20 protein-coding genes are annotated in these 24,284 nt (G+C 55.2%); 6 read left to right on the top strand and 14 right to left on the bottom strand.

All coding sequences use genetic code 11. The features are described 5' to 3' along the window. The first annotated feature begins 147 nt into the window (after positions 1-147). The gene (locus Q1A69_RS12015; protein ID WP_299585581.1) at positions 148-711 is read left to right on the top strand and encodes a dienelactone hydrolase family protein; all 564 of its coding nucleotides are present in this window, start codon (positions 148-150) and stop codon (positions 709-711) included. A 147-nt stretch (positions 712-858) separates the two neighbouring features. Here Q1A69_RS12015 and Q1A69_RS12010 read toward each other — a convergent pair whose 3' ends face one another. From Q1A69_RS12010 to thiI, 3 genes are all read right to left on the bottom strand, one after another. Next, positions 859-2,847 carry a glycosyl hydrolase family 18 protein gene (locus tag Q1A69_RS12010; protein WP_299585579.1) on the bottom strand — a complete coding sequence of 663 codons (1,989 nt, stop codon included), beginning with the start codon at positions 2,845-2,847 and terminating at the stop codon, positions 859-861. Between the two features lie 710 nt (positions 2,848-3,557). Continuing rightward, positions 3,558-5,366, bottom strand: coding sequence for a translational GTPase TypA (typA, locus tag Q1A69_RS12005; RefSeq protein WP_299585577.1), 1,809 nt, complete (start codon positions 5,364-5,366; stop codon positions 3,558-3,560). Between the two features lie 210 nt (positions 5,367-5,576). Then, positions 5,577-7,061, bottom strand: coding sequence for a tRNA uracil 4-sulfurtransferase ThiI (gene thiI / locus Q1A69_RS12000; RefSeq protein WP_299585575.1), 1,485 nt, complete (start codon positions 7,059-7,061; stop codon positions 5,577-5,579). A 320-nt stretch (positions 7,062-7,381) separates the two neighbouring features. Between thiI and glnA the strand changes: the two genes are divergently transcribed. The 5 genes from glnA to Q1A69_RS11975 all read left to right on the top strand — a co-directional run bounded on the left by glnA (position 7,382) and on the right by Q1A69_RS11975 (position 13,750). Continuing rightward, entirely contained in the window at positions 7,382-8,788 is a 1,407-nt protein-coding gene (gene glnA, locus Q1A69_RS11995; protein WP_299585573.1) for a glutamate--ammonia ligase, read from the top strand. 234 nt (positions 8,789-9,022) lie between these two features. After that, the gene (locus Q1A69_RS11990; RefSeq protein ID WP_299585571.1) at positions 9,023-9,658 is read left to right on the top strand and encodes a DUF4124 domain-containing protein; all 636 of its coding nucleotides are present in this window, start codon (positions 9,023-9,025) and stop codon (positions 9,656-9,658) included. Positions 9,659-9,974: 316 nt separating this feature from the next. Beyond that, positions 9,975-11,039, top strand: coding sequence for a nitrogen regulation protein NR(II) (gene glnL, locus Q1A69_RS11985; RefSeq protein WP_299585569.1), 1,065 nt, complete (start codon positions 9,975-9,977; stop codon positions 11,037-11,039). A gap of 21 nt (positions 11,040-11,060) precedes the next feature. Continuing rightward, complete coding sequence (gene ntrC / locus Q1A69_RS11980; RefSeq protein WP_299585567.1) at positions 11,061-12,467, top strand: nitrogen regulation protein NR(I); 1,407 nt, start codon at positions 11,061-11,063, stop codon at positions 12,465-12,467. A 950-nt stretch (positions 12,468-13,417) separates the two neighbouring features. Further along, the gene (locus Q1A69_RS11975; RefSeq protein ID WP_299585565.1) at positions 13,418-13,750 is read left to right on the top strand and encodes a PAS domain-containing protein; all 333 of its coding nucleotides are present in this window, start codon (positions 13,418-13,420) and stop codon (positions 13,748-13,750) included. A 73-nt stretch (positions 13,751-13,823) separates the two neighbouring features. On the opposite strand, the gene Q1A69_RS11970 is transcribed toward Q1A69_RS11975, so the two are convergent. The 11 genes from Q1A69_RS11970 to Q1A69_RS11920 all read right to left on the bottom strand — a co-directional run bounded on the left by Q1A69_RS11970 (position 13,824) and on the right by Q1A69_RS11920 (position 24,098). Continuing rightward, positions 13,824-14,369 carry a redoxin domain-containing protein gene (locus tag Q1A69_RS11970; protein WP_299585563.1) on the bottom strand — a complete coding sequence of 182 codons (546 nt, stop codon included), beginning with the start codon at positions 14,367-14,369 and terminating at the stop codon, positions 13,824-13,826. Positions 14,370-14,606: 237 nt separating this feature from the next. Then, positions 14,607-15,686 (bottom strand): AI-2E family transporter, encoded by a 1,080-nt coding sequence (locus tag Q1A69_RS11965; RefSeq protein WP_299585561.1) that lies wholly within the window; start codon positions 15,684-15,686, stop codon positions 14,607-14,609. A gap of 80 nt (positions 15,687-15,766) precedes the next feature. Next, positions 15,767-16,477: a D-Ala-D-Ala carboxypeptidase family metallohydrolase gene (locus tag Q1A69_RS11960; protein WP_299585559.1), complete on the bottom strand. Its 711-nt coding sequence runs from the start codon at positions 16,475-16,477 to the stop codon at positions 15,767-15,769. Between the two features lie 3 nt (positions 16,478-16,480). After that, a complete protein-coding gene (locus tag Q1A69_RS11955; RefSeq protein WP_299585557.1) occupies positions 16,481-17,173 on the bottom strand; it encodes a hypothetical protein in 693 nt (230 codons plus the stop codon). A gap of 219 nt (positions 17,174-17,392) precedes the next feature. Next, entirely contained in the window at positions 17,393-18,940 is a 1,548-nt protein-coding gene (locus Q1A69_RS11950) for a phosphoenolpyruvate carboxykinase (RefSeq protein WP_299585555.1), read from the bottom strand. A gap of 281 nt (positions 18,941-19,221) precedes the next feature. Beyond that, positions 19,222-20,100, bottom strand: coding sequence for an Hsp33 family molecular chaperone HslO (gene hslO / locus Q1A69_RS11945; RefSeq protein WP_299585553.1), 879 nt, complete (start codon positions 20,098-20,100; stop codon positions 19,222-19,224). Positions 20,101-20,224: 124 nt separating this feature from the next. Next, the gene (locus Q1A69_RS11940) at positions 20,225-20,662 is read right to left on the bottom strand and encodes a DUF4124 domain-containing protein (protein WP_299585551.1); all 438 of its coding nucleotides are present in this window, start codon (positions 20,660-20,662) and stop codon (positions 20,225-20,227) included. Positions 20,663-20,690: 28 nt separating this feature from the next. After that, entirely contained in the window at positions 20,691-22,181 is a 1,491-nt protein-coding gene (locus tag Q1A69_RS11935) for a serine protease (protein ID WP_299585549.1), read from the bottom strand. A gap of 88 nt (positions 22,182-22,269) precedes the next feature. Continuing rightward, positions 22,270-22,647 (bottom strand): S4 domain-containing protein, encoded by a 378-nt coding sequence (locus Q1A69_RS11930; protein WP_299585547.1) that lies wholly within the window; start codon positions 22,645-22,647, stop codon positions 22,270-22,272. 41 nt (positions 22,648-22,688) lie between these two features. Continuing rightward, the gene (yrfG, locus tag Q1A69_RS11925; RefSeq protein ID WP_299585545.1) at positions 22,689-23,357 is read right to left on the bottom strand and encodes a GMP/IMP nucleotidase; all 669 of its coding nucleotides are present in this window, start codon (positions 23,355-23,357) and stop codon (positions 22,689-22,691) included. Between the two features lie 78 nt (positions 23,358-23,435). Continuing rightward, complete coding sequence (locus Q1A69_RS11920) at positions 23,436-24,098, bottom strand: lysoplasmalogenase (RefSeq protein WP_299585543.1); 663 nt, start codon at positions 24,096-24,098, stop codon at positions 23,436-23,438. Between the last annotated feature and the right edge of the window lie 186 nt (positions 24,099-24,284).

Raw genomic sequence — 24,284 nt, 5'->3', positions numbered from 1 at the left:
AATAACCCGCTAAAGTCAATAGTATTTAAGCTTTAGGAGGTGTTTTGCAGAGGGGAGATGGTCTGAATAAATATATTTATTATTAATGAATTTCTGTCTATCTTTTATTCTTGGGTGATTTCTTGGTGCTTAATTTTGCAAATAGTAGTGATTAGTGATATTTGGGGCTTAACAGAAGCTTTGGAGCAGTTGTGCTCTAGAGTGAGTATCGATCATAAAATATTGGATCCCTATTTAGGGAGAAGAATGAATTTCGAAAGTGAGGGGGCGGCTTATCAATATTTTATGAGAGAGGGTGGTGTCGATAATTATTATTCTTTTGTAAATAAATATATTAGAGCGCAGGGCCACAAGTGTAATGTAGTTGGGTTTAGTGTGGGAGCCACTGTCGCCTGGATGCTAGCTTGTCGTGATAGTTCCGCATTCATTGAGCAGACAGCTTGCTTTTATGGCTCCCGGGTGCGTCATTTTCTCGATGAAAGGCCAGGAAAAAATGTAGATTTTTTCCTGGCAGACGAAGAGCCCTCCTTGAATATTTCTGATTTTTCACGCAATCTTTCCAAAATTCCGCTGGTGAATGTACATCAAACCCTTTTTCCGCATGGGTTTATGAATCGCTATTCGTCTAATTTTAGCCCAGATGCCTATAATCGGTATTGCGATTGGTTGAGGGTATGGCTGCAAAATCGTCCGAAGTGGGCGACAAAGTAGGGAGGGAAATAGACAGGATCGGGTGTGGGTGATGAACCAATAAAAAGGGCCCAAAAGGGCCCTTTTTATTGGTTGGAAGAAAATTTATTTCTTCGCGCTTACATATTGCCCCGCGGGGTTTTCCTGCGAGACACAAACGGGTTTAGGCTACTGGCAGGAACTCGCTTCCCAGTACTGGGGGGCATTTGCCGGAGACCACCAGTTAGGCCCGAAGGTAGAGACGTATACCTGGCCTTCGAACGTTACCCGATCACCAATTTCATAGGCCGCATCACCGGCGTAGGGTTGCTGGAATGCCGGGCAGGAAGCCGCTGTGCCCTCGTTGTCGTCAGTGCTGTCGTTAGAGTCGCTATCGGAATTATTGCCAGAACCATTTTCGGTATTGTCGTCAGTGCCACTATCCGAGCCGTTATCAGAGTCACTGTCTGATTCGCTGTCAGAGCCGTCATTATTTGTCTGGCAGCTGGTCTCGTTCCACAGTGTCGGTGCGGCGGATGGCGACCACCAGTTTGGTGCGTGGTTGGATTCGTAGGCAGCTCCTTCGAAGACGACAACATCACCGATAGAGTAGCCAGGATCACCGGCATAAGGCTGCTGGAAAGCCGTGCAGGAGGCAGTGCTTCCTGCGCCGCCGCTGTCACCAGTGTTGTTGTCGCCAGTATCGCTGTCGTTACCAGTATTATCGTTATTTCCGGTATTCCCGGAGTTGTCGTTGTCTCCGTTATCCGTGCCTCCAGTGTCGCCGCTATTGCCGCTATCTCCAGAGTTATCCGACCCGGAATCGCCTTGCCCAAAGACCTCCAGTGCCGCGTCGAGAAGCGGATACTGGTACTGGTTATTCTCGCGGAGCATGCCGCCTCGGAGCTGCCAGATCATCACGCCGCCCAGGTCTTGGTCGACCACGTAGCGAGCCCGCTCGGCAATTGAGGTTGTATCCTCGAAAGAAATAAAACCGCCATCCGGGAACCACCCATAGTGGGTGACGGCCTCTGGATCGTAGGCGGTCTGGAATGATGGATCATTCTGCATCTTTTCGACGATCTGGTAATAGCGCGTTTCAGTGTCAGAACCCCAGTGGGCTACGTCTTGCCCCGATGCGGCCTCGCCGATCGCGGTGGCGCCGGCGACGCTGCGGCCGTAGTGGGACATACCCAGTATGATTTTCTCGGATGGGATATTGCCCTCGGACATCCACATGTCGCGGCAGCTCTCCGCGTCGAAGCCTTCGTTGACTTGGCCTTCATAGGGGAACAGGGGGGACGTGTGCTGGGCTACCGAATCCCAGTCACCACCGAAGTCGTAGGTCATAAGATTGACGTAATCGAGGATTGCTCCGACTTCGGCAAAATCGTAACCTTCCTTTGCAATTGAGGGGCCGCAAGCGACCGCGGCGGTCAACTCCAGGTTTTTGCCGGTCTCGGCTTCGACTTCATCAAAGCGCGCGCGCAGCTCTCTCAGGAGTGCTGTGAAGTTGTCTTTGTCGATTGAGCGTCCGCCGTTCGGTGTATAGCCCGGATATTCGAAGTCGAGGTCGAGCCCATCGAAGTCCCAATCGGTAAGGAGTGTTACGGCATTTTCGATAAAGGCCGCGCGTGCGGTGTCGCTCTCCATCATCTCAGACACTTTATGAGAGAGGGTCCAGCCACCCACAGAGAGAATTGCCTTGGCGCCGTCGTCGTGCACCGATTTTACGAAACCTGACTCTTGATCGTTCCATCCCTGGCAGACCTCGGCCTGCTTACTGGAGTCGTACTGGCTGTAAGGATGCCAGAAGGGCGGAGAGCACTTGACCGGACCATTACCCGCGCCGCCGGAGAATGACTGGGCGCCCAGCCCGTAGAAAACATAGGGGTCTGTGAAGTAGATGGTGCCCTCTTCGTCGTTCCAGGCAAAGGCGTACTGGACGTGAGTGAGCTTGGAAAAATCCACGTTGTCGTGGGTAAAGGATGAGTCGGCCCAATACTCCCAGTCGGCCCAGTAGGCCGAGACTCGTTTGGTTGTCTCTTGGGCACTGATATTTACGCTCAACACGAGCGCTGCCGCGAGCGTTGCAACCCTCTTAAATCCAAATCCGCGGTCACTGCGGTCCCCCTCCAACATCCTTGTTTGATCCTGAGATTGCAGGAAAGAAAACATTAGACTGACCTCCCGTGGGCCTTAAATATGAAATAACTTAGCGTTATAGAGCTAAGGGAACCTCTGAATAATTCCGTAATGTCTCTGTGGGACTTGAAGGTCGCAAATATTAGACGCAGCTCGCCGCAAATGGTCTTAGTCCATTGCAGGAGTGACAACGCAGTAGATGTGGCCCCCCAAGGCCTGCCGGTGGGGCTTTCCAAGGTATCACGGAATTATTCAGAGATTCTCGAAGCTTTATAATTGAGAAATTAGGAATAAATAAGGATGCAAAAGTTCCACGACGGATACAGAGAAATAATGCCGTTCAATGATTTATTTGCGCTGGATATTTTTTTAGTTTCCATGTGTTGAAAAAAAGAAGATGGAGCTAAAATTTAATCGCACTTTTTTTAGGAAATTTTTTCATATCAGAAAAAAGGGTAAATGATCGGACTTTGGGTGCGGTATTGAAACCTGGTTTGCCTAATTCGAAAAACAAAAGGAAAAGTGTACGGGGGACAACGGAATTATCTAAAAATTCTAGCTGGTATATTTTCGGTGAATTTTCTTACCGTATACCAGCTAGCGGTATACATTACTCAGCTATTAGTAATACAGCCTCGCCCGAGGGATTTTTATATTTACAGTGATCGGCGTATTATTTGTCGTGAGAGGGCAAATAAAAAAGGGCCCGTTAGGGCCCTTTTTAGAGTGGAAGAAAATATAAATTATTTCTTCGCGCGTTTGCGCATATTTTCCTGCAGGATTTTTTTGCGCAGACGGATAAAGTTGGGAGTCACTTCTACCAATTCGTCGTCTTCGATAAATTCCAGCGCCTGCTCTAAAGTGTGGCGGATGGGCGGCGACAGGGTCAGTGCGTCGTCGGTACCTGAGGCGCGCACGTTGGTGAGCTGCTTGGCCTTAGTGGGGTTTACCACCAGGTCGTTGCCGCGGGAGTGGATGCCGACGATCTGTCCTTCGTAGACCTCTTCACCGTGGCCCAGGAACAGGCGGCCGCGATCCTGCAGAGCGAACAGGCCGTAAGCGAGGGTCTTGCCTTTGACCATGGAAACCAGTACGCCGTTGATGCGCTTGGCCACTTCACCCTGCTTCACCGGACCATAGTGGTCGAAGATGCTGGTCATGATGCCGGAGCCACTGGTGATGGTGAGGAACTGGGAGCGGAAACCGATCATGCCGCGGGAGGGCACGATAAAGGTCAGGCGCACGCGGCCTTTGCCGTCCGGCTCCATATTGGTGAGGTCGGCCTTGCGCAGACCCAGCTCTTCCATAATCGGGCCCTGGTGCTGCTCTTCAACGTCGATAACCACCTGCTCGTAGGGCTCGTGGATCTCGCCGTCGACTTCTCTCTGTACCACTTCCGGACGGGATACGCCCAGCTCGAAACCTTCGCGGCGCATGGACTCGATCAGAACGGACAAGTGCAGTTCGCCACGGCCGGAAACCTTGAATTTATCTGGGGAGTCGCCTTGCTCTACACGCAGGGCCACGTTGTGGATCAGCTCCTGGTCCAGGCGCTCTTTGATATTGCGCGAGGTTACATATTTGCCGTCCTGGCCGGCAAAGGGCGAGTCGTTGACCTGGAAGGTCATGCTCACGGTGGGCTCGTCCACGCTCAGGGCCGGCAGGGCTTCCGGGGTGTCGACATCACACAAGGTGTCGGAGATATTCAGTTCGCCCACACCGGTGATGCAGACGATATCGCCGGCGCTGGCCTGTTCAACTTCGACGCGCTCGAGGCCCAGGTAACCCATAACTTGCAGGACCTTAGCCTTGCGTGAACTGCCCTCGCGGTCCAGCACCACTACCTGTTGGTTGGGCTTTAGGGTGCCGCGGCTGATACGGCCAACGCCGATTACGCCTACGTAGCTGGAGTAATCCAGGGCGGAAACCTGCATTTGGAAGGCGCCGTTGGGGTCGACCTTGGGTGGCTCTACTTTGTCCACGATCATCTGGAACAGCGGTGTCATATCATCGGCCAGGTCGGTGTCGTCGAGACCGGCGATACCGTTGAGGGCGGAGGCATAGACTACCGGGAAGTCCAGCTGTTCATCGGTGGCGCCGAGGCTGTCAAACAGGTCGAAGACCTGATCCATCACCCAGTCCGGGCGCGCGCCGGGACGGTCGATCTTATTGATCACCACGATGGGGTTGAGGCCCTGCTCAAAGGCTTTCTGGGTGACGAAGCGAGTCTGCGGCATGGGGCCGTCGACCGCGTCTACCAGCAGCAATACAGAGTCGACCATGGACAGTACGCGCTCTACCTCGCCGCCGAAGTCGGCGTGTCCGGGGGTATCGACGATGTTGATGCGGTAGTCGTTCCAGCGAATGGCGGTGTTTTTCGCCAGGATGGTGATGCCGCGCTCACGCTCTTGATCGTTGGAGTCCATGACCCGCTCTGCGCCTTCGTCGCGGCGGTCGAGAGTGCCGGACTGGGACAGCAGCTTGTCCACCAGGGTGGTTTTGCCGTGGTCTACGTGGGCGATAATCGCAATATTGCGCAGATTGTCTATCACTGGGGGCCTCTGGGCGTTAAATCTGGGTAAATCGGGGCGGGGGCCTGCGGGGTTTCTACAGCAGCATTCCGGCCAAAGGCGGCGATTATAGGGGGGCCGCATGACAATTGGGAGTGATTTTGAGTAAAAAATCACCGGCCATGTTCAGAATAGTGGACCCCACTGTTGTGGGAGGTGCGCGCGGACGCAGCAAGCGCCCGCGCGCAGAGGCTACTTCTTGAGGCCTTCGGGGCGGTGTGGAATCTGTGGGCGCAGTACGCCGACATTGCGGAAGCCCTCGTCTAGCAGGTGCGAGGCGTGCAGGCGGCTCATCACTCCGCGAGCGCAGTAGAGCAGGTATTCGCGTTCCTGATCCAGCTGGGCGAAGTTGCTGTTCAAGCGATAGAAGGGAATGGTCTGCACCTCTGCGCCCTCGAGCTCCAGTGGGTCCATTTCCTCTTCGTCCGGGTGGCGGATATCGAGTACGACGGCGCCGCCGGCCTCCTCGCGAACCTCCACTTCTGGGGCCTCGCCATCCACCTCTTCGATCACCTGATCGATATTCTGGATCGAACGATTGCTGATGGCGCGATCGAGGATGGTGAAGTCGAAGCGGTTTTCCTCAGACTCCACTTTTTCAATCTTCGCGCGGGTGGTGGGTTTCACCGAGATCACGCCGCAGTACTCGGGCATATTCGCGGCGAATTCCTCGGTGCCGATTTCCCGCGAAGTGCGGATAATGTCGGTTTTATCGGTGGTGATCAGCGGGCGCAGTACCAGGGTGTCGGTGACGCTATCAATGACCGCCAGATTTTTCAGGGTCTGGCTGGAAACCTGGGCGATCGCCTCACCGGTTACCACTGCGTCTACTTCTAGTTCCTTGGAAATCACATCGGCGGCACGCAGCATCATGCGTTTCAGAATCACGCCCATATGGGAGTCGTCGACGCGCTCTAGGATCTCTGCCACCACCTCATCAAAGGGCACCGTTACGAAGCGCACCCGGTGGGAGGCACCGTATTTATTCCACAGGTAATAGGCCACTTCCTTCACGCCCAGCTCGTGTTGGCGCCCACCCAGGTTGAAAAACAGGAAGTGAGTGCGCAGGCCGCGCTTCATCATCAGGTAGCTGGCCACGGTGGAGTCAAAGCCGCCGGATACCAGCGACAACACCGGGTCCTGTGTGCCCAGGGGAAAACCGCCGAGACCGGGGTGCTGTACCTCGATCACGTTGAGCTTGTCGTGGCGGACCTCCAGCTTCACGGTGATATCCGGGTTTTTCAGTTTGACCCCGGCCGCCTCGGTATTCTGATTGAGACCACCCCCCACGTACTGTTCGACATCTAGAGATTGGAAGTCGTGCTTGCCGGTGCGTTTTACCCGCACACAAAACGTTTTGTCCTTGAGGGCTGGGCCCCACACCGCCAGGGTTTTCTCATACATATCGTGCAGGTCGCCCAGGGGGAACTGTTGCACGCGGGAGAAGTTGGCGATACCGGGAGTATGGGAGAGCACCTCTTCGATACGGCTGCCCAGGTGCGCTACGGCATCCGGGGCGATCACATCGATCTTTTCCCAGTCTTTGCGCACTTGAATGCGGTCGTCCAGCTGGTGCAGCAGGCGCTGCAGGTTGTCCTTGAGCTGGCGAGACATCCGCTTGCGCACAGGGTTGCTCTTGATGGTGATCTCTGGAAAAAACTTGACGACAAAGTGCATGGGAATCCGTGTGGTACCGCATGTTGATAAGAAGGTGCGGCATTATAAACTAGCCGGAGGCAACTTGGTTGTGCACTGTTAATGAGCGCCCTCGAGAACGATCGCGCCAGAATGGTGCATTTACCTGTGGCTGCTCGGCCACAATACATCTATCCTGCCCCAGTCGGCCCAGTGCTGGGGCCCGCACCGGCGCTAGTCGCCGCTGCGGCGCGGCTGCCCTAATTTGGCACACTCCTTGCTTTATTTCACGCCAGGTAAAGAGTGAATGCCGGCAGCAAAGGCATAGCGACCAATTACTTTTCAAGACCTGGAGGACAGCAATGTCAGCGAAAACGCTCGATTTGATTAAAGAGAGTGAGGCTAAGTGGGTAGACCTGCGCTTCACCGACACCAAGGGTAAAGAACAGCACGTTTCCATCCCTGTGTCGGAGATTGACGGCGAGTTCTTCGAAGAGGGCAAGATGTTTGATGGCTCCTCTATCGCTGGCTGGAAGGGTATCAATGAGTCCGACATGATCCTGATGCCGGATGACGATACCGCGTTCCTCGACCCCTTCACCGATGAGAGCACCGTTATTATTCGCTGTAACATCGTGGACCCGGTCACCGGTCAGGGCTACGAGCGTGATCCCCGCTCCATTGCACTGCGCGCCGAGGAATATCTGAAGTCCACCGGTCTGGGCGACACCGCACTGTTCGGCCCAGAGCCCGAGTTCTTCGTATTCGACGACATTACTTGGGGTGCCGAAATGGGCGGCGCCTTCTACAAAATCAATTCCGAAGAGGCGGCCTGGTCCTCCGGTCACAGCTTTGCCGAGGGCAATATCGGTCACCGTCCGGGTGTTAAGGGCGGTTACTTCCCCGTACCCCCGGTCGACTCCCTGCACGATGTGCGCGCTGCCATGTGTTCCGCTATGGAGCAGATGGGTCTGCGTGTAGAAGTGCACCACCACGAAGTGGGCACCGCAGGACAGTGTGAGATCGGCGTTGCCGCTAACACTCTGACCAAGAAAGCGGATGAGGTACAGATCCTCAAGTACGCTGTGCACAATGTGGCGCACGCTTACGGTAAAACGGCAACCTTTATGCCCAAGCCCCTGGTTGGCGATAACGGTTCCGGCATGCACGTACACCAGTCCTTCACCAAGGATGGCGTAAACCAATTTGCCGGCGACGCCTACGCGGGTCTGTCCGAGACCGCTCTGTATTATATCGGCGGTATCGTGAAGCACGCACGCGCTCTGAATGCGATCTGTAACGCGTCTACCAACTCCTACAAGCGTCTGGTACCGGGCTTCGAAGCACCGGTTATCCTGGCTTACTCTGCGCGCAACCGCTCCGCTTCCATTCGCATTCCGTATGTGACCTCGCCGAAAGGTAAGCGCATCGAGACCCGTTTCCCGGATCCGACCGCCAACCCCTACCTGGCGTTCGCCGCACTGCTGATGGCGGGCCTCGACGGTGTTAAGAACAAGATCCACCCCGGCGATGCCGCCGACAAGGATCTGTACGACCTGCCGCCCGAAGAGTTGGCTGAGTACCCGACGGTAGCCGAGAGCCTGGAAGGTGCCCTGGACGCACTGAATAGCGATCGCGCCTTCCTGACCGAAGGCGGCGTATTCACTGACGACGCAATCGATGCCTACATCGATTTGAAGCGTGAAGAAGTAGAGCGCCTGAACATGACCACACACCCGGTTGAGTTCGATATGTACTACTCCGTGTAATAGCGAGCGGCATCACAGTGATGCCGTCGAGCTGTTCTCGAAAAGCCCGCACCGCCCTGGTGCGGGCTTTTTTATTGGAGGTACACTTTCACTGGGGTGGTTGTTTTTGCCGTCGATCATTGTCGCGGCGTTTACAGCGCTTATTGCTAGCTGGCCCCGCCAAGTTGGAGCCCACAATCGAGCAGACACAAGGAGCGCCGCTGTGCGGCCGATGGAGCTATGGGATATACAAAATTGCTTAAGGTATTGTGCCTCGCCACACCGTTATTTGCCCTTGCCGGCACCGATGGTGGCAGCGCATCGGGCACTATTTACAAAGTTGTCGGCCCCGATGGCCAGGTGACATTTAGCGATACGCCACCGGCCAATGGGCAGGCACAAAAGGTGGAGTTGGCCCCGATCAATGTACAGCCCATCGCCCTGCCGCGCCCGTTGTCAACCCGCAAGTTGTCGCCCAAAGATAGAGAGGATGAGGGCAAAGAAGGGCCCACGGGCCCCCTCACTATTCAGATTGTGAGTCCGCAGGACGGCGCTACGATCCCACCGGGGCAACGCTTTATTCCACTGCAGGTCAACGTACAACCGGTGTATCCGGAGGGGGCCAGCTTCTTTGCAGTAGTTGATGGCAAGCCCTGGAACGGCAGCTCCGAGGGAGCGGGTCTGGATATCTCCCTACTAGAGCGGGGCACCCATTCGGTGCAGGCGGTGCTTACCGATGCCAGAGGACAGGTCTTGGCCCAGTCTCAGGTGATCACCCTGTATGTGAAGCGTCCGGGGGGAAGGCTCCCGGACAACCCGGCACCGCGTGCTCCGCAGGCTCCCAAAGCCCCCGTGGGGCCGGGCATCCCCCAGGCGCAGCCCACCCCCTGAGTCTCTAGCCAATACCGGCGCCAACTGCCTCTTTTGGGAGGGCGCTACTCCTCTTTGAGACTCGCTGGTGAATCAATAGCTTGCGCACTAATATGGTGCGCAGGTCGTTCTCCTTGTACGTTTCTACCTTTTCCTGTGGTTGATTGGGCTGCTGCAGAGACCGGGCAGCGTAAAAATACTGCGGTGGTCGGACTGTGCCTCTCGGACCGCCATGTGCGCCATTTTGGTTTGCTTTTTGCACTGGCTAGGTACAAGGGTTTATCGCGCCGGGCGCAGGATCGTGCCCAGGCCCCTGTTGAGAAGCGGAAACTATTGAATGCTCAATGATCGCCAGTTGCGCCAGTTACTAGACAGCCTTACCTCTGCGGTATTGGTGTTGGATGACCAGTTAGCACTCTGCTATCTGAACAATGCCGCCGAGGATTTATTGGCCGCTTCCAGCGCGCGGGTTGAGGGAATGCCCTTGGAGGAGGTGGTGCGGGAATCCGTTGAGGCGCAGAAGGCTCTGCGCAGTGCCCTTGCCAGTGGTGAGAAATTCACGGTGCGCCGGGCCCGCTGGCGCCTGCATAATCAGGAAACACGCACCGTTGATTACTCTGTGAGCCCCGTGCCGGAGCTGGGGGTGTTGCTGGTGGAAGTGCAGCCGATGGACCGTTTGCTGCGTATCGCCCGCGAGGACGCGCTACTCAGTACCCAGGAAACCGCGCGCAATCTGGTGCGCGGTATGGCTCATGAAGTAAAGAATCCCCTCGGCGGCATTCGCGGCGCCGCACAGCTACTGCAGCGGGAGCTGCCCGATGCCTCGCTCGAAGAGTACACCCAGATCATCATCGAAGAGGTGGATCGCCTGCGCAACCTGGTCGATCGCCTGCTGGGGCCGCGCCAGCCGGTACGGTTGGCGCCCAGTAATGTGCACGAGATTCTGGAGCGGGTGGCCCAGTTGGTGGAGGCCGAGTGCGGGGGCGAACTACGCATTCGCCGGGATTACGACCCCTCTATTCCCGATGTGCCGGCAGACCCCGAGCAATTAATCCAGGCCCTGTTGAATATCGCCCGCAATGCCATGCAGGCCATCGACGAGAGCATAGGCCTCGCCAGCGGAGAGATGGTGCTGCGCACTCGGGTACAGCGTCAATTCACCATCGGCCGGCGCCACTGCCCGCTGGTTTGCCGTATTGAAATAGAAGACAACGGGCCCGGTATTCCCGAGGAGATCCGTGAGCGCATATTTTTCCCGATGATTTCCGGGCGTGCCGAGGGCTCGGGCCTGGGGCTGTCTATCTCCCAGAACATCATCAACCAGCATCGCGGCCTGATCAAATGCGATAGCCGACCGGGTCGCAGTGTGTTCCAGATTTACCTGCCACTTGTTACCGAATAAGCCAATACAGGAACCTAGAGAATGAGCAATCGCGTTTGGATTATTGACGACGACCGATCAATCCGCTGGGTACTGGAGCGGGCACTTTCGCGGGAGGGAATCGAAACCCAGTGTTACGAGAGTGGTGATCGCGCTCTAGATGATTTTTACAGCGATTCGCCGGATGTGGTGATTAGTGATATCCGCATGCCGGGTTCCGACGGGTTTAAACTGCTGGAGCGATTCCAGGCGGAGCGTCCGGGCCTGCCGATTATTATTATGACCGCGCACTCAGATCTCGACAGTGCGGTGGCCGCCTACCAGGGCGGGGCTTTTGAATATTTACCCAAGCCCTTCGATATCGATGAGGCCGTGGCGGTTACCCGCCGCGCCTTGGCGCACGCCAAAGAACAGGCCCAGGAAGAGCGCGCAGAGCCGGACAATGGTGCGGGTAATAAAGAGATTATCGGCGAAGCGCCGGCTATGCAGGAAGTGTTTCGCGCCATTGGTCGCCTGTCTCACTCGAATATCACGGTATTGATTAACGGTGAATCGGGCACCGGCAAGGAGCTGGTGGCGCAGGCCCTGCATAACCACAGCCCGCGCCGGGATAAGCCATTTATCGCCCTCAATATGGCCGCCATCCCCAAAGACCTGATGGAATCCGAATTGTTTGGCCACGAGAAGGGCGCCTTTACCGGGGCCAGTGCCCAGCGCACCGGGCGTTTCGAACAGGCCAATAGCGGTACCCTTTTCCTGGATGAGATCGGTGATATGCCGGCGGAAACACAGACGCGGTTGTTGCGCGTGTTGGCAGATGGGGAGTTTTACCGGGTTGGAGGTCACACCCCGGTAAAAGTGGACGTGCGTATTATTGCCGCTACCCATCAGAACCTGGAGGAGTTGGTACGCGAGCATAAATTCCGCGAGGATTTATTTCACCGCTTGAATGTTATTCGTATCCATATTCCGCGGTTGGCGGACAGGCGTGAAGACATCCCACGATTGGTGCGTCATTTCTTTAATGCCGCCGCTGCAGATCTCGATGTTGAGCCCAAAATTCTGAGTAAAGAGGCCGAGGGATACCTTGCCGGGCTCGACTGGCCTGGGAATGTGCGCCAGCTGGAAAACACCTGTCGCTGGATTACCGTGATGGCCTCGGGCCGCGAAGTGCATATCGAGGATTTACCGCAGGAATTGCACCAACAGGGGAACGATGTCGAAGCCCCCCTGGACTGGCAAAAGGCCCTGCGACTCTGGGCCGATCAAGCCCTGAGCGCCGGGCGCAAGGAAATTCTCAGCGAAGCCGTGCCGGCTTTTGAGAAGGCGTTGATAGAAATCGCCCTCAAGCATACTGCCGGACGTAAACGGGATGCTGCAGATTTACTGGGTTGGGGGCGAAATACCCTGACCAGGAAGCTGAAAGAGCTGGGGATGAGTGGAGAGTGACTCTAACACTGGGATCTCAAGACTACTGAGATCCCAGGTGGGTGTACGCCTCTATGGTAGGCGTGGAGATAATCGCAATTGTATTCTGCATAAGACTCTGGATGGTAAAATCTTGCGGTAAATTCACCGCGGAGTTCATTCAACGGAAATGAGCGTTGGGTATTTAACATGTGGTAGAGTTTAATTTCGAGATTTCTTCCTTGGTATCTAAGTAATATTCTTTACTATATCTATTCCATATGGCTTCCTCGTAGAAGAACTAGGATAAATTTTTGTTACTGTCTATTTTGTACCGGAAATCGCCAACTCTAGTAAAGTTGGGAATACCGCTAATCTGTCTCTCTCTTTTCTAGTTCAATGATTCTTGTTAAAAGCCCTCTATTTCTGACATGTAGGCCGCTGAATAAAATACTGGTTTTATATGTGTTGATAGCAAATGAGTGGTCGCACAAGTATTAGTTTTCTAATATTTTTTCTAAGGGTTTCAAAATTTTCTCTGGGTTCCGGAGGGAAATTCCTTCGTATTTATTTACAGTAAAAGCTAAGTCCTGGATAAAATCCTGGGCATTGGAATGGCTATTTCTCGGGTAATATAATTACCTTCGCCTGTGATGAAAGTCGAGAGTGTTGCTTTCACCATTTCCGCCTCTCCACTACAGGCTGAGACTAGGATGGCTGTAATCACAAGGGTGCTGAAGTTCCTGAAATTTTGTGCATTGTTTAGTTACAGTACTTTTTTATCGGACGCTATCATACAGCGGCAAAATTGGTTTTTATAAGTTGCTATTACTACTGGGATTCTACGGTTAGTTGGGTAGTGCGGTTATATGTTTGCGCTTTATTGCTATAAGGGTGTGTAAGTTTAATGCATTTGGTTTGAAGTCGTTTTATTGATAGATCCGGTAAGTAATGCTGTATTTATAATATGCTCGTAATATTTAGGTGGGTTTATGAATAGTTCTGAGATGAGTGTTTTCGAAAAATTACCTTTTCTTTTTTGGATAAAAGATCGGGAAGGAAAATATCTCTGGGGCAATCGAAAGATTTGTGAATTGGCCGGTGAGGAAGTGGCAGGCAAGACCGATGCGCAGCTGCCCTGGGCCAATAACGCTGTAGAATTGCGGGATGATGACTTATGTGTATTCGCCTCTGGCGAGCCAATCTACTCTCATGAGTTTGTGGATAAATCCAGTGAGGGCCGGGCCAGCTTGAGCGTTTGCAAGTGGCTCGATGAGTTTGAAGGACAGCAGTGCTGTTTTGGGATTTCCTTTATTTGTGACTAAGAAGATCAAAGATCAATTCTGCAATCTCATAGTATGAGAAAGCAGCCCGGAGCTTTCCGAGCTGTGAAATAGATTACTGCTCCACGTTTTCTTTCTGCGTGTTGCCCGATTTCTCCACCCCGAGTTCGGCCAGATTACGGGCGATATCTTCTGCACTAGTAGCGGGGTTGATATCTTTGTCAATCTTCAGAATGGTCCCATCTTTGCCAATATAAACAGTGACGCGCCGAGCGAGTTTAAGAACGGGGATCAACACATCGTATGCTTTAGCCGTTTGTCCAGTGGGGTCGCTGAGTAGGGGAAAATCGGCGGCATTATGCTTGGCAAAACGGGTGTTATCCTCATGCTTATCGGTGCTGGCCATAAAATAGGCCGCGTCGAAGGCGCGAATTTTGTGCCCATTTTTAGCCAGGGATTTACATTCGATAGTACAGCCTTTAGTAAAAGCCCTCGGAAACCAAGCGATTACAACTGCGCGTTTGCCGATATAGTCGTCCAGTGAGTGTGTCTTTCCATCTGTGCCCTGCAGGGAGAAGTTGGGTGCTTTTTCTCCAACTTCCAGCGCCATTAGCGGCAGGCTAATTATGGTGGCGATAATCAGGGTAAACCAATATTTCATAGGAACATCCGCTAAGGCAAAAATTGCGTCTATGCTACTGCCATACTCCGCATCAAACTAGTATATGCCTCTTGTTCGACCTGGAATTTTCGCAACAGTCTAGTTTCGCCCGAGAGACTGGCGAGTGCCAGAAGCCAGACTTTCGGATTTACGCGTTATCCTATACCTCCCGGCGCTAGCTCTATTCAGCAGTCAGAGTATTTTGCTGCCACTTTCAGCTGGCGGGGTTGCTCACGGCTAATCACCCTCGGGCCTTGGCGGCATCAGCATGTCTTCGGGGTGGACAAATTCCCGCATAAAGATTTCCCAGAAGGCGAGGAATAGCGCTGCGAGTAGAGGGCCTATTGCGAAGCCACTGATACCAAACATGATCAGGCCACCCACGGTGGAAAACAGCACCAGATAATCTGGTAACTTGGTATCCCGCCCCACCAAAATCGGGCGCAATAAGTTGTCTACCAAGCTGATTACCGTAAATCCGTATGCCAGCAATATGCTGGCTTTGATCGGCTCGCCTATGCCGTAGAGATAGATCGCGGCGGGAAACCAGATCAGCGCCGCGCCAACGGCAGGCAGTAGCGACAGCAGGGTCATCAATACCCCCCACAGCAGCGGTGCGGGGAGGTCGAGGGCCCAGAAAATAATACCGCCCAGAGAGCCCTGGGTGATGGCGACGACCAGGTTGCCCTTGATGGTAGCTCGGGTCACTTCGGCAAATTTAGCCAGCAGCAGGTGTTCGCGTTCATCACCGAGGGGCAGTGCATGAATAATCAGGTTGACCAGCTTCTCGCCATCGCGAATTAAAAAGAATGTGAGGTAGAGCATTAAGCCAAGCATGACAAAAAAGTTAACGGTGTTTTGCCCAACTTCAATAGCATTTTTGGCGATAAAGCTGCCGGCATTCATTACGCCGCCAAGTAGCCGTTGCTTGGCTTCATCAATATCGACGCCGATGCCCTCGAGCATATCGTTGACCCGTGGGAAGGTATTGCGCACCTGTTCCAGGGATTTCGAGATATCGATCTGCCCTTCCTGCACCCGGTGATAGAGAGTGACGGCTTCATTAATAAAGGACGTTGCTACCACCAGTACGGGTATTACCAATAGCACGATGCACATAAACAGCGTCAGCAGCGCCATGGAATTGGGTGAGTTCGGAAAGCGCTCCATCAGCAAGCGGTACACTGGGTAGAAAATCAGGGCGATAGCACAGGCCCAGAAAATCGGTGTGAAGAAGGGTTTTACCAGTAGTAAAAAACCGATCGACACTAAAATAAGTGAAAGTATAAATGAGCGTCTTTCTAACTTTTCCTGCACTGGAGCTCCCTCTACTGCTGCAAAGCCCTGTGGTATCGGGCGCCTAATTTGCGATCTATCTAAGCAGAAGCAGGGCGGATTTACCAGCGCCTGTAACCACAGGTATCTACGTGAAAACGAATCCCTTTATATATCCCCAATCCCATATCCCACTGCTTGCCGTTGCGTTTGTGAATATCCCTTAGTACGGGCACTAATTGTTCGCGGGTGAAATTTTTCTGCGGCACTATATCCAGCCCGCAAAAGCGCAAATGCTTACTGCCTTTAGAGCCACCGGCCTTGCTGTTGTAGCTGGTGGTACGCCAGCCTGAGATCACGGTAACCGGGCCGATAATCGGCACTATCTCTCGCTGCAGTGCTCTCAGGGTGTAAATCATGGAGCCCCAATTTTCCGTAGGCGGAATGGCGAAAGGTGGTTCGCCTAGGTCCTGCCAGTCGCTGCCTTGGCGCAACAGTTCGAAGGGCGCTACCACATGGTCCACCTCATTGATTCGCAGAAAATTCTTTAGCTTGGCAAACCGCTTCTGATTTTCTTCCTGCTTAAGGAAGCGACTAAAAACCCGCTCTGAGGCGGCAGGGTATCCCTGTATATCGTAAATTTCAGGGGTATCCGGCAAGGGCAGGAGGTCGATAGGGCTGAGAATTCTCTCACCTAACTCACGCGTTTTCTCCGAGGTGAGCAGTAGCACAATAATCGTGATGATGATTAGCAGCCCGCCGGTCAGTAATAGCCAGCGGCGCTGGGTGCGTGAAATGGATGTTTGACGATCGCCGTTGTCTTGGATACCCATGGTTCAATCCATCAGTTGCCAGGTTCGATAGCCACAGGTGTCGATATGGAAGAGCACGCCGTTACCCAGTCCCAGGCCGAAGCGGCTTTCGGGACCCAGGCGCGCGTGCAGGGCTTGCAGTTCTTCCACAAGCTCACCGTGGCTGATATTGGAGGTAGGAATTAGGTCTAGGGCGCAAAAGGCCCGGTGACGGGCCTTATCTGAGTGCTCCAGCTCGCGGTTATAGCTGTCGCTGCGAAATCCGGAGATCACTGCTACCGGGCCGATCAGGGGCACAACCTGCTCGCGCAGTAGCTTTAAGGTATCGGCCATCTTGGACCACTCGCCCTGGGGGGGGAGGGCGAATGCTGGTTTCTCGAGTTCCAGCCACTCTTCACCCTGGCGCAGTAGATTGCTCACCGCGGTGACCTCGCTGAGCCCACGGCTTTCCAAGTAGTCACTGAGGGCTTTGACCTGCGCGCGGTTGTTGCCATTGCGTAAAAAGCTCTTAAAGCTCTCCTCGCTGGCGATGCGATACCCTTTCGTTTCCACATAGGGTTTTTCCTGTGCCTTAAACCACAGCCACAGCCACAGGGTTACCAGTACCACAGTGAGCAACAGGGTCAGGCTGGCCACTACCGCAAAATTGGTGCGCCGACCGGGCGGTTGATGGGGGTAGAGGGTCCTGAAGCGGGTAAATGAATTGCCTTCGGACATGGGTTTCGATTACAGCTCCGAAATCTGGTCAGTGAAGTGAGAGCCTGCACACAGACGTCTATTTCGTCGGCGCCTCTTTACACACTATAGCCGTAAAAATCGACAACTTTCGATGGCATGGGTAGCGGAGTGGATGTGGAAGATGGCGGTATAAAAAAAGCCCCGGCACCATGTGGTGGCGGGGCTTTTTTACGCCTTTAGGAGGCTGCGCTGAGGGGCTTAGGCCTTGGGACCGGCGCCTTTCACCTCATTGCTGACATTGAACTTCTCAATGTTCTCGGCGAACAGTCTGGCCAGCTTGCCGGCCTGATCGTCGTAGGCAGCCTTGTCTTCCCAGGCTTCACGTGGGTTCAGGTAGGCTTTGTCGACGCCCGGTACTTCCAGGGGAATATCCAGATTCAGGGTATCCAGGTGCTCGGTGGCCGCGCCTTCCAGAGCGCCGCTCTGGATTGCCGCTACCACAGCGCGGGTAACCGGAATCGGGAAGCGCTTGCCGTTGTCGCCGGAGCCGCCAGTCCAGCCGGTGTTGACCAGGTAGACTTTGGAGCCGAAGTCGTCGATACGTTTCATCAGCAGGTCGGCGTATTCGCGCGGAGCGCGCGGCATGAACGGCGCGCCGAAACAGGTGGAGAAGGTCGGATGGATACCGGCCTCTGCGCCCAGTTCGGTAGAGCCAACGCGAGCGGTGTAGCCGGACAGGAAGTGGTAGGCGGCAGCCTCTTTGGAGAGGATGGATACTGGAGGCAGTACGCCGGATACGTCGCAGGTGAGGAAGATGACATTCTTCGGCTCGCCGGCGCGGTTCGCCAGCTGGCGCATTTCGACATGCTCCAGCGGGTAGGAGCAGCGGCCGTTTTCTGTGAGGCTGGTGTCGCAGTAATCGGCGGTGCCGTGATCGTTGGTCACCACGTTCTCAACGATGGCGCCGAAGCGGATTGCGTCCCAGATCACCGGCTCATTTTTTTGGCTCAGATCAATGGTTTTGGCGTAGCAGCCGCCTTCCATATTGAAGACTGCGCCCTTGCTCCAGCCGTGCTCGTCGTCACCGATCAGGTAGCGCTCGGGATCGGCGGACAGGGTGGTCTTACCGGTGCCGGACAGGCCGAAGAACAGGCAGGTATCGCCTTCTTTGCCCACGTTGGCGGCACAGTGCATGGGCATGACATCTTTTTCCGGCAGCAGGAAGTTCTGCACAGAGAACATCGCCTTCTTCATCTCACCGGCGTAGCGCATTCCGGCCAACAGGACGCGGCGCTGGCCGAAGTTGATGATCACGCAGCCTTCGGAGTTGGTGCCGTCGCGGTCGGGTTCACACACAAAATTCGGTGCGTGCAGGATACGCCACTCTTCCTTGCCCTTGGGGTTGTACTTTTCGGCGCGGATAAACATGTTGCGGCCGAACAGGTTGTGCCAAGCGGTCTGGGTGGTCACAACAACCGGGAGGTAGTGATCTTCGTCCTGGCCTACGTGCAGATGTTGCACGAAGCTGTCGTCGCCGGCGACAAAAGCCTCTACGCGGTCCCACAGGGCATCGAACTTGTCCTGTGGGAAGGGGCGGTTCACATTGCCCCAGGCGATGCTGTCGGCGGTGGAGGGCTCTTCCACAACAAAGCGGTCCGCCGGGGAGCGGCCGGTGCGGGCGCCAGTTTCAGTGACCAGCGCGCCAGTGTCGGAAAGTTTGCCTTCGCCGCGCGTAAGAGCCTGCTCGACCAATTGTGCTGGTGAAAGGTTCTTATAAACCAGCGCGGTGTCGTCGATCTGTGCCATTCGTCGATTACCCGTGAATGTTGGATAGTAAAAATATAGGGCCGCCCAAGTATTAGACAGCCTGGCAAAATTGGGGGGGCGCATTATGGCAAAATTCAAAATAAGCGGGTAGCAAACTCGGTCACTTTTTGCTCTTTGACAGCGCTGTCAGTACAAATTTACCTGTTTTTGATTCACTTCATCTATGTAGTAATTTTACCCTATAGATTATGTGAATCTTCGTGTGCGGAAGCTGGGCCAGCCAGTGGCGAAAATTGTTCCCCCACCGGTGGCAACTACCCCTAGTGCAAGGTATGGGGCGGCGCACTCAGAAGGGATTCAACCTGCTCTCGGTCGAAGCGGTACTGAGCGTTACAAAATTGGCAGTCGGTTATAATCTCACCATTTTGCTCTTCCAGTAGCCGGTATACATCCTCTGCGCCCAGGGAAATCAGGGCGTGCGCGCTGCGCTCTCTGGAGCAGCTGCACTTGAAGCGAATACTGTCGGTGCCCAGGCTCGCCGGCTGCAATTGGTGGAACAGGCGGTGAATCAACTCGTCGTGGGGAACGTGAAACAGCTCATCGGCGCTCACGGTATCTGCCAGGTGCAGGGCGGTTTCCCAGGCATCGTGATTTTCCTCTGCGCTGGCGGCGTTATTGCCGGGCAACACCTGCAGCATAATGCCGCCCACACTGCTGCCGTCACACTCCAGCCAGAAGCGGGTATCGAGTTGCTCTGATTGGATGAAGTAGTCTTCCAGGCAGCCGGCCAGGCTGTCTTTTTCCAAGGGGACAACGCCCTGGTAGCGCTCGCCGCGTTTCGGTTCCAGGGTGATTGAGAGGACGCCGCGCGGCCCGATCAGTTGGCTCAGGCTGGCGTCTTCACTGATTTGTGCTCCCTCGGCAACCCGCGCGATACCACGCAAATCGCTGTGGTGGGTACACTCCGCCATAATCAGTGGTACATCCCCTTCGCCGCGGGCCTGCAGACTCAGTATGCCCTCGAACTTCAGGGTGGTGGAAAGTAGGGCGGCGGCCGCGAGAAACTCTCCCAGCAGATGCGCCACCGGCGCAGGCAGCGGGTTGTGTTCCAGCACTTCGCGGTAGGCATCGGTGAGGGTCACCATCTGCCCGCGTATATCGTGTTGGGAAAAGATAAAGCGTTCCAGCTGATCGGACATAGATCGATTGCCTCGGTATTAAAACCGCGGGATTTTAGAGGTGGATATGTCTAAATGGTAGCCGGCCTGGATAATTGTGGCGCCGGCAAGCGATATGCCGGCTGAAGGAGGTGGTTTTTTGGGGTCAGCCGCAGCGGCTGGCGATTTCCCGCTGGAGCTTTTTGGCCATTTGTTGGCGCTCGCGCTCGGAATAGCGAACCTCTTTGCCATTATTGTCGATAAAGGCCACGCGCCCATTGATCGCGCGTAGACGCTGGCGCGCTTTGCTGCAGTTGCGCTGCTGCTCCTGCTGGCGTGCCTGTTGCTCCTTCTGTTGGCGTTTTTGCTGCTCTCGGCCGGTGGTTGTGGCCGGGGAGGTGATCAAGCTCGGCCGATTCTTGGTGGCCTCGGCGGAGTTGATCGGATTGAGCTGCCCGGATATATCCTGGGCCTTGGCCTCCGCTGGGGGGCGGTCGCTGAAATGTACACGCCCGTCGGCGTCGACCCAGCGATAGAGTTCACTAGCCCCGGCAGTGGCAGCCACCATCAGGCTGCCAAACAAGGTTCCTCTCAGTAGTTTCACGGCTTCTCCCTAGCCCTTATCGCGGGCCTTACTCCTCTTTATTGGCCAATCTGCTGAACAGTCCCTGCGAGTGGCGCTGGGGAATATGGTAGGTCTGCAGAATCAGCGGTTCCTGCTCCTGGGCCTCGGCGTGATCCAGCACCATGCGGTAACCGGAGCGGTCGCGCAGCTCCACGAAGGTCTCTTTGTTGGTTTCCATCAGCTGGGCGAATTCGTCGAAGTCCGCAACAGTGTGGCCATTGACCGAATCGATGATCCAGTTCTTCCAGTCGTGGTAGCCCAAATTGACGTTGGCGGGCAATACCTTGAGGGCTACTACCAGTTCGCGGCGGGTTTCTTCACCCCATTGATTGCGCGCATAGAGGTAGTCGATAGGGGCCTTGGAGTGCCAGTTGTTGCCCCAGCGCTTGATCAGGTTCATGTTCAGGGGCACGAATACCACGCCGCCATAGATGTAGTAGCGGGGCTGTTGGTCGAATTGTTCACCCACGACCAGAGCGCGGGAGGGGGGCGCTGCGTCCAGGGTCACCTCTGCGGTTTGTTCCACGCCGTTGCGGGAGAAGCGCACCGGTAGTTTGTCGCCAACATGGTGTAGGTCTACGGCGTAGTGGTAATTGGTACGCTGATTTTCACGCCATTCCACGGTGCGATCGGCGGCGACCTTAAAACCGTCGACTTCGAGCAGGACATCTCCGGGCTGGAAAGTCCCTGCGGAGGGGGAGTCGCTAAAAACTTTGACGATCATGGCGCCATCCTGATCCTCGCTGAGGCCGGCGGCTTTTTTCATGGAGGGACTTTCCAGGCTCTGGGTGACCACCCCCAGTTCGGGGAAGCCCTGGTGTTGTCCGTCTGTGGCGTCTTCAAGCACATGGGCAATCACGCTGGGGGGCACGAAATAGCCCAGATTTTCGGCGCTCTGATTGGTCTGCATGGCTACACCGACAATGCGGCCACCGGAAATCACAGGGCCGCCGCTATTGCCGGGGTTGATGGCAGCGTCGATCTGGCCGGCCATCAGGTAGCTCTCGGCATGGGCGTAGTACTGATGCTCCATCCGCGATAGAACCCCGCGGGTGATCGACAGGGATTTGCCGCCGATGGGGTAGCCGTATACGGTGACTTCTTCCTGCAGGTCGGGCAGCTTGCCCAGCGTTAGGGGGCGGGTGTCACTGAAGAAATTGTCATCATCCACGGTGAGCAGGGCCAGATCGGCATCGTGGGAGACGAACTTCACTCGGGCGCGGAATTTCTTGGCATCGCCATGGCGCTGCACCTGGATAAAGCTGCCGTTGGCCACGACATGGGCATTGGTGAGGATCTGCTGACCGCGGATAACCGCACCGGAGCCGGAGAGCTGTTTGGGGTTCAACAGCGCCCAGGGATTGAAGTAGTCCGGGGCCGAGGCGGTGGTGTAAATCTTAATAATCGAGCGCTTGAGCTGCTCGTGTTCGCGGCTATCGGCGAGGGCTGTCTGCACGCCGAGCAGAAGCAACAGAGAGATGGCGATCAGTCGTTTCATCGGGGCTGTTTTCTATCGGGTTAAGTTGAGCCAGTTTAGCAGCTATGAATAAAAATGGCGGAATTTTCACCACTCTGGTTATTTACCGCTAGTCCTGCTCTCGCAGGAAGCGATGGATCTGGCGGCGCTGCTTTTTGTTGGGGCGCTCGGGCTGGATACCGCCGTTGGCCGCCTGGCGCTCGCTGCGCTCGCGAGCGCGCCGGGCGATACTGCCCTCGGTCTCGCGGTAGAGGGTACGGGCGATATCGGCGCCGCGGCGCTGGTCGGAGAGGGCGATAACCTCCACCTCCATCTGGTCCCAGCCCTGGCGAATACTCAACAGCGCACCAACGGTGAGTTCCTTGCTGGCTTTGACTCTATGCCCATCGGCATGCACCTTGCCGCCTTCAATCGCCTGTTTGGCGATGCTGCGGGTCTTGAAGAAGCGCGCGGCCCAAAGCCACTTGTCTATACGTACTTTTTCCATCGAAACCTGTCGTTATATAGGCGTTACCCGAACTCTGCGGGTTAATTATTGCTGTGATGCGGCGACATAATTTCATCGAAATGATGAATTGCCGGGAAGTTGTTGATCTCGCGTTTGGGGCCGCGGCTGTCGGGTTGGCGGATACACAGCAGGTGGGCGATACCGTAATCCTGTGCGGCGGCCAGTACGCTCTGGTTGTCGTCCACAAACAAGGTGCGCTGTGGGTCGAACGTCACCTCTTCGCGCAGGACGTGCCAGAATCGTTCGCTCTCTTTGGCGTGTCCATAATCGTGGGAGGAAATAATGCCGTCAAACCAGCGGTCGAGACCGGTAAGTTCCAGCTTGTGCTCGAGCCCAAGGCGGTGCGCATTGGTGACCAGATAAGTGGGTTTGCGCAGCTGTTGCAAGCCCTGGAGAAAGGCCTCGGTGTGGGGGCGCAGGGCGATGCGTTCCTCAATTTCGCGCAGCACTTCGAGGATATCCATCTGTAGGGTCTCCGCCCAAAAATCGAGACAGTACCACTCCAGGGTACCGCGGCGGGCATCGATCTCTTTTTGCAGGGTTTCCTGTGCGTGCAGTGGGTCCAGGCCATGCACTTCGGCGTAGCGCCTGGGCAGATGGTCGAGCCAGAAGTGGTTGTCGTAGTGCAAATCCAGCAGGGTGCCGTCCATATCCAGCAGCACAGTGTCGATACTTCGCCAGTCGAGCATGGGGCCTGTCTACCTCTCAGTGGTGGGGAGGGAGGCCAAAGTGTAGCTGTCCCCATATATACCCTAGATTAAGGGACATTATGCCTGGGTGCGGCGTATGCCGTACAGGATGGCGAACTGTGCACTGTAGTAAGTGAGCATAATTGCTGTATCGGCAAGGGGGAGCGGGGTGACAAATTTATTTAGAGCAATCAGCGTGTCGGACAGCATAAAGGTGATTGCGCCAGTGAATAATAGGCCCGAGTTGCCCCGGTGTGCCGCCGCGCCCAGGGCCATGGCGACAATGGCCAGTAGGTAAAACAGCACTGCCGGTGCCAGTTCCCCGGTGACAGGAAGAATCAGCCGGGCCAGCACAAGAGCGCACAGAATCACCGGCAGGATTCGCATCAGGCTGCGGCGATTGCGGAAGTCGGCGTGGCGCAGGAAGTTAGCAGCGTAGAGAAGTTGGGCTAGCAGAAAGGCGCCTAGGCCAAAGATAAAGTGGTGGGTAAATGTTATTTCCAGCAGCACATCGCCGAGTGCAGAAAAAGCCAGGGCTGCGAGTGTCAGGCTGCGACTGAGCCCATACAGCTGTCGCAGTGCCAGTTGGGCGAGGATGGCGATCGGCAGGGCTTTTAAGGAGGCCATCCAAAGGCCAGTAACTCCGAGGCCGTCAAGAAGCACAAAAAGAGCGGCACAGAGCACAAATGTACAGGGCAGGAAAGGACTGGATTGATGGGCGGCGGGAGCGTTAACGATCATAGTGATGCCTCTTATTATTATCAGATTCTTTATTCAGTGGCGCCTTAAGCTGGCGAGCCAATTAACTGGTTTAGACAAGATGGGGGGTTACCCGTTTAATCGCTGTGATTGCCTGAAGAATTTACCAGCTTTTACCACCGCCTGGATTTTTACCCGAGCCACTTGGGGTGGCGCGCATCTGGGTTA

This window comes from uncultured Microbulbifer sp. (assembly GCF_947498635.1).
Lineage (GTDB): Bacteria > Pseudomonadota > Gammaproteobacteria > Pseudomonadales > Cellvibrionaceae > Microbulbifer > Microbulbifer echini.
This window is presented reverse-complemented; position numbering and strand designations above follow the sequence as displayed.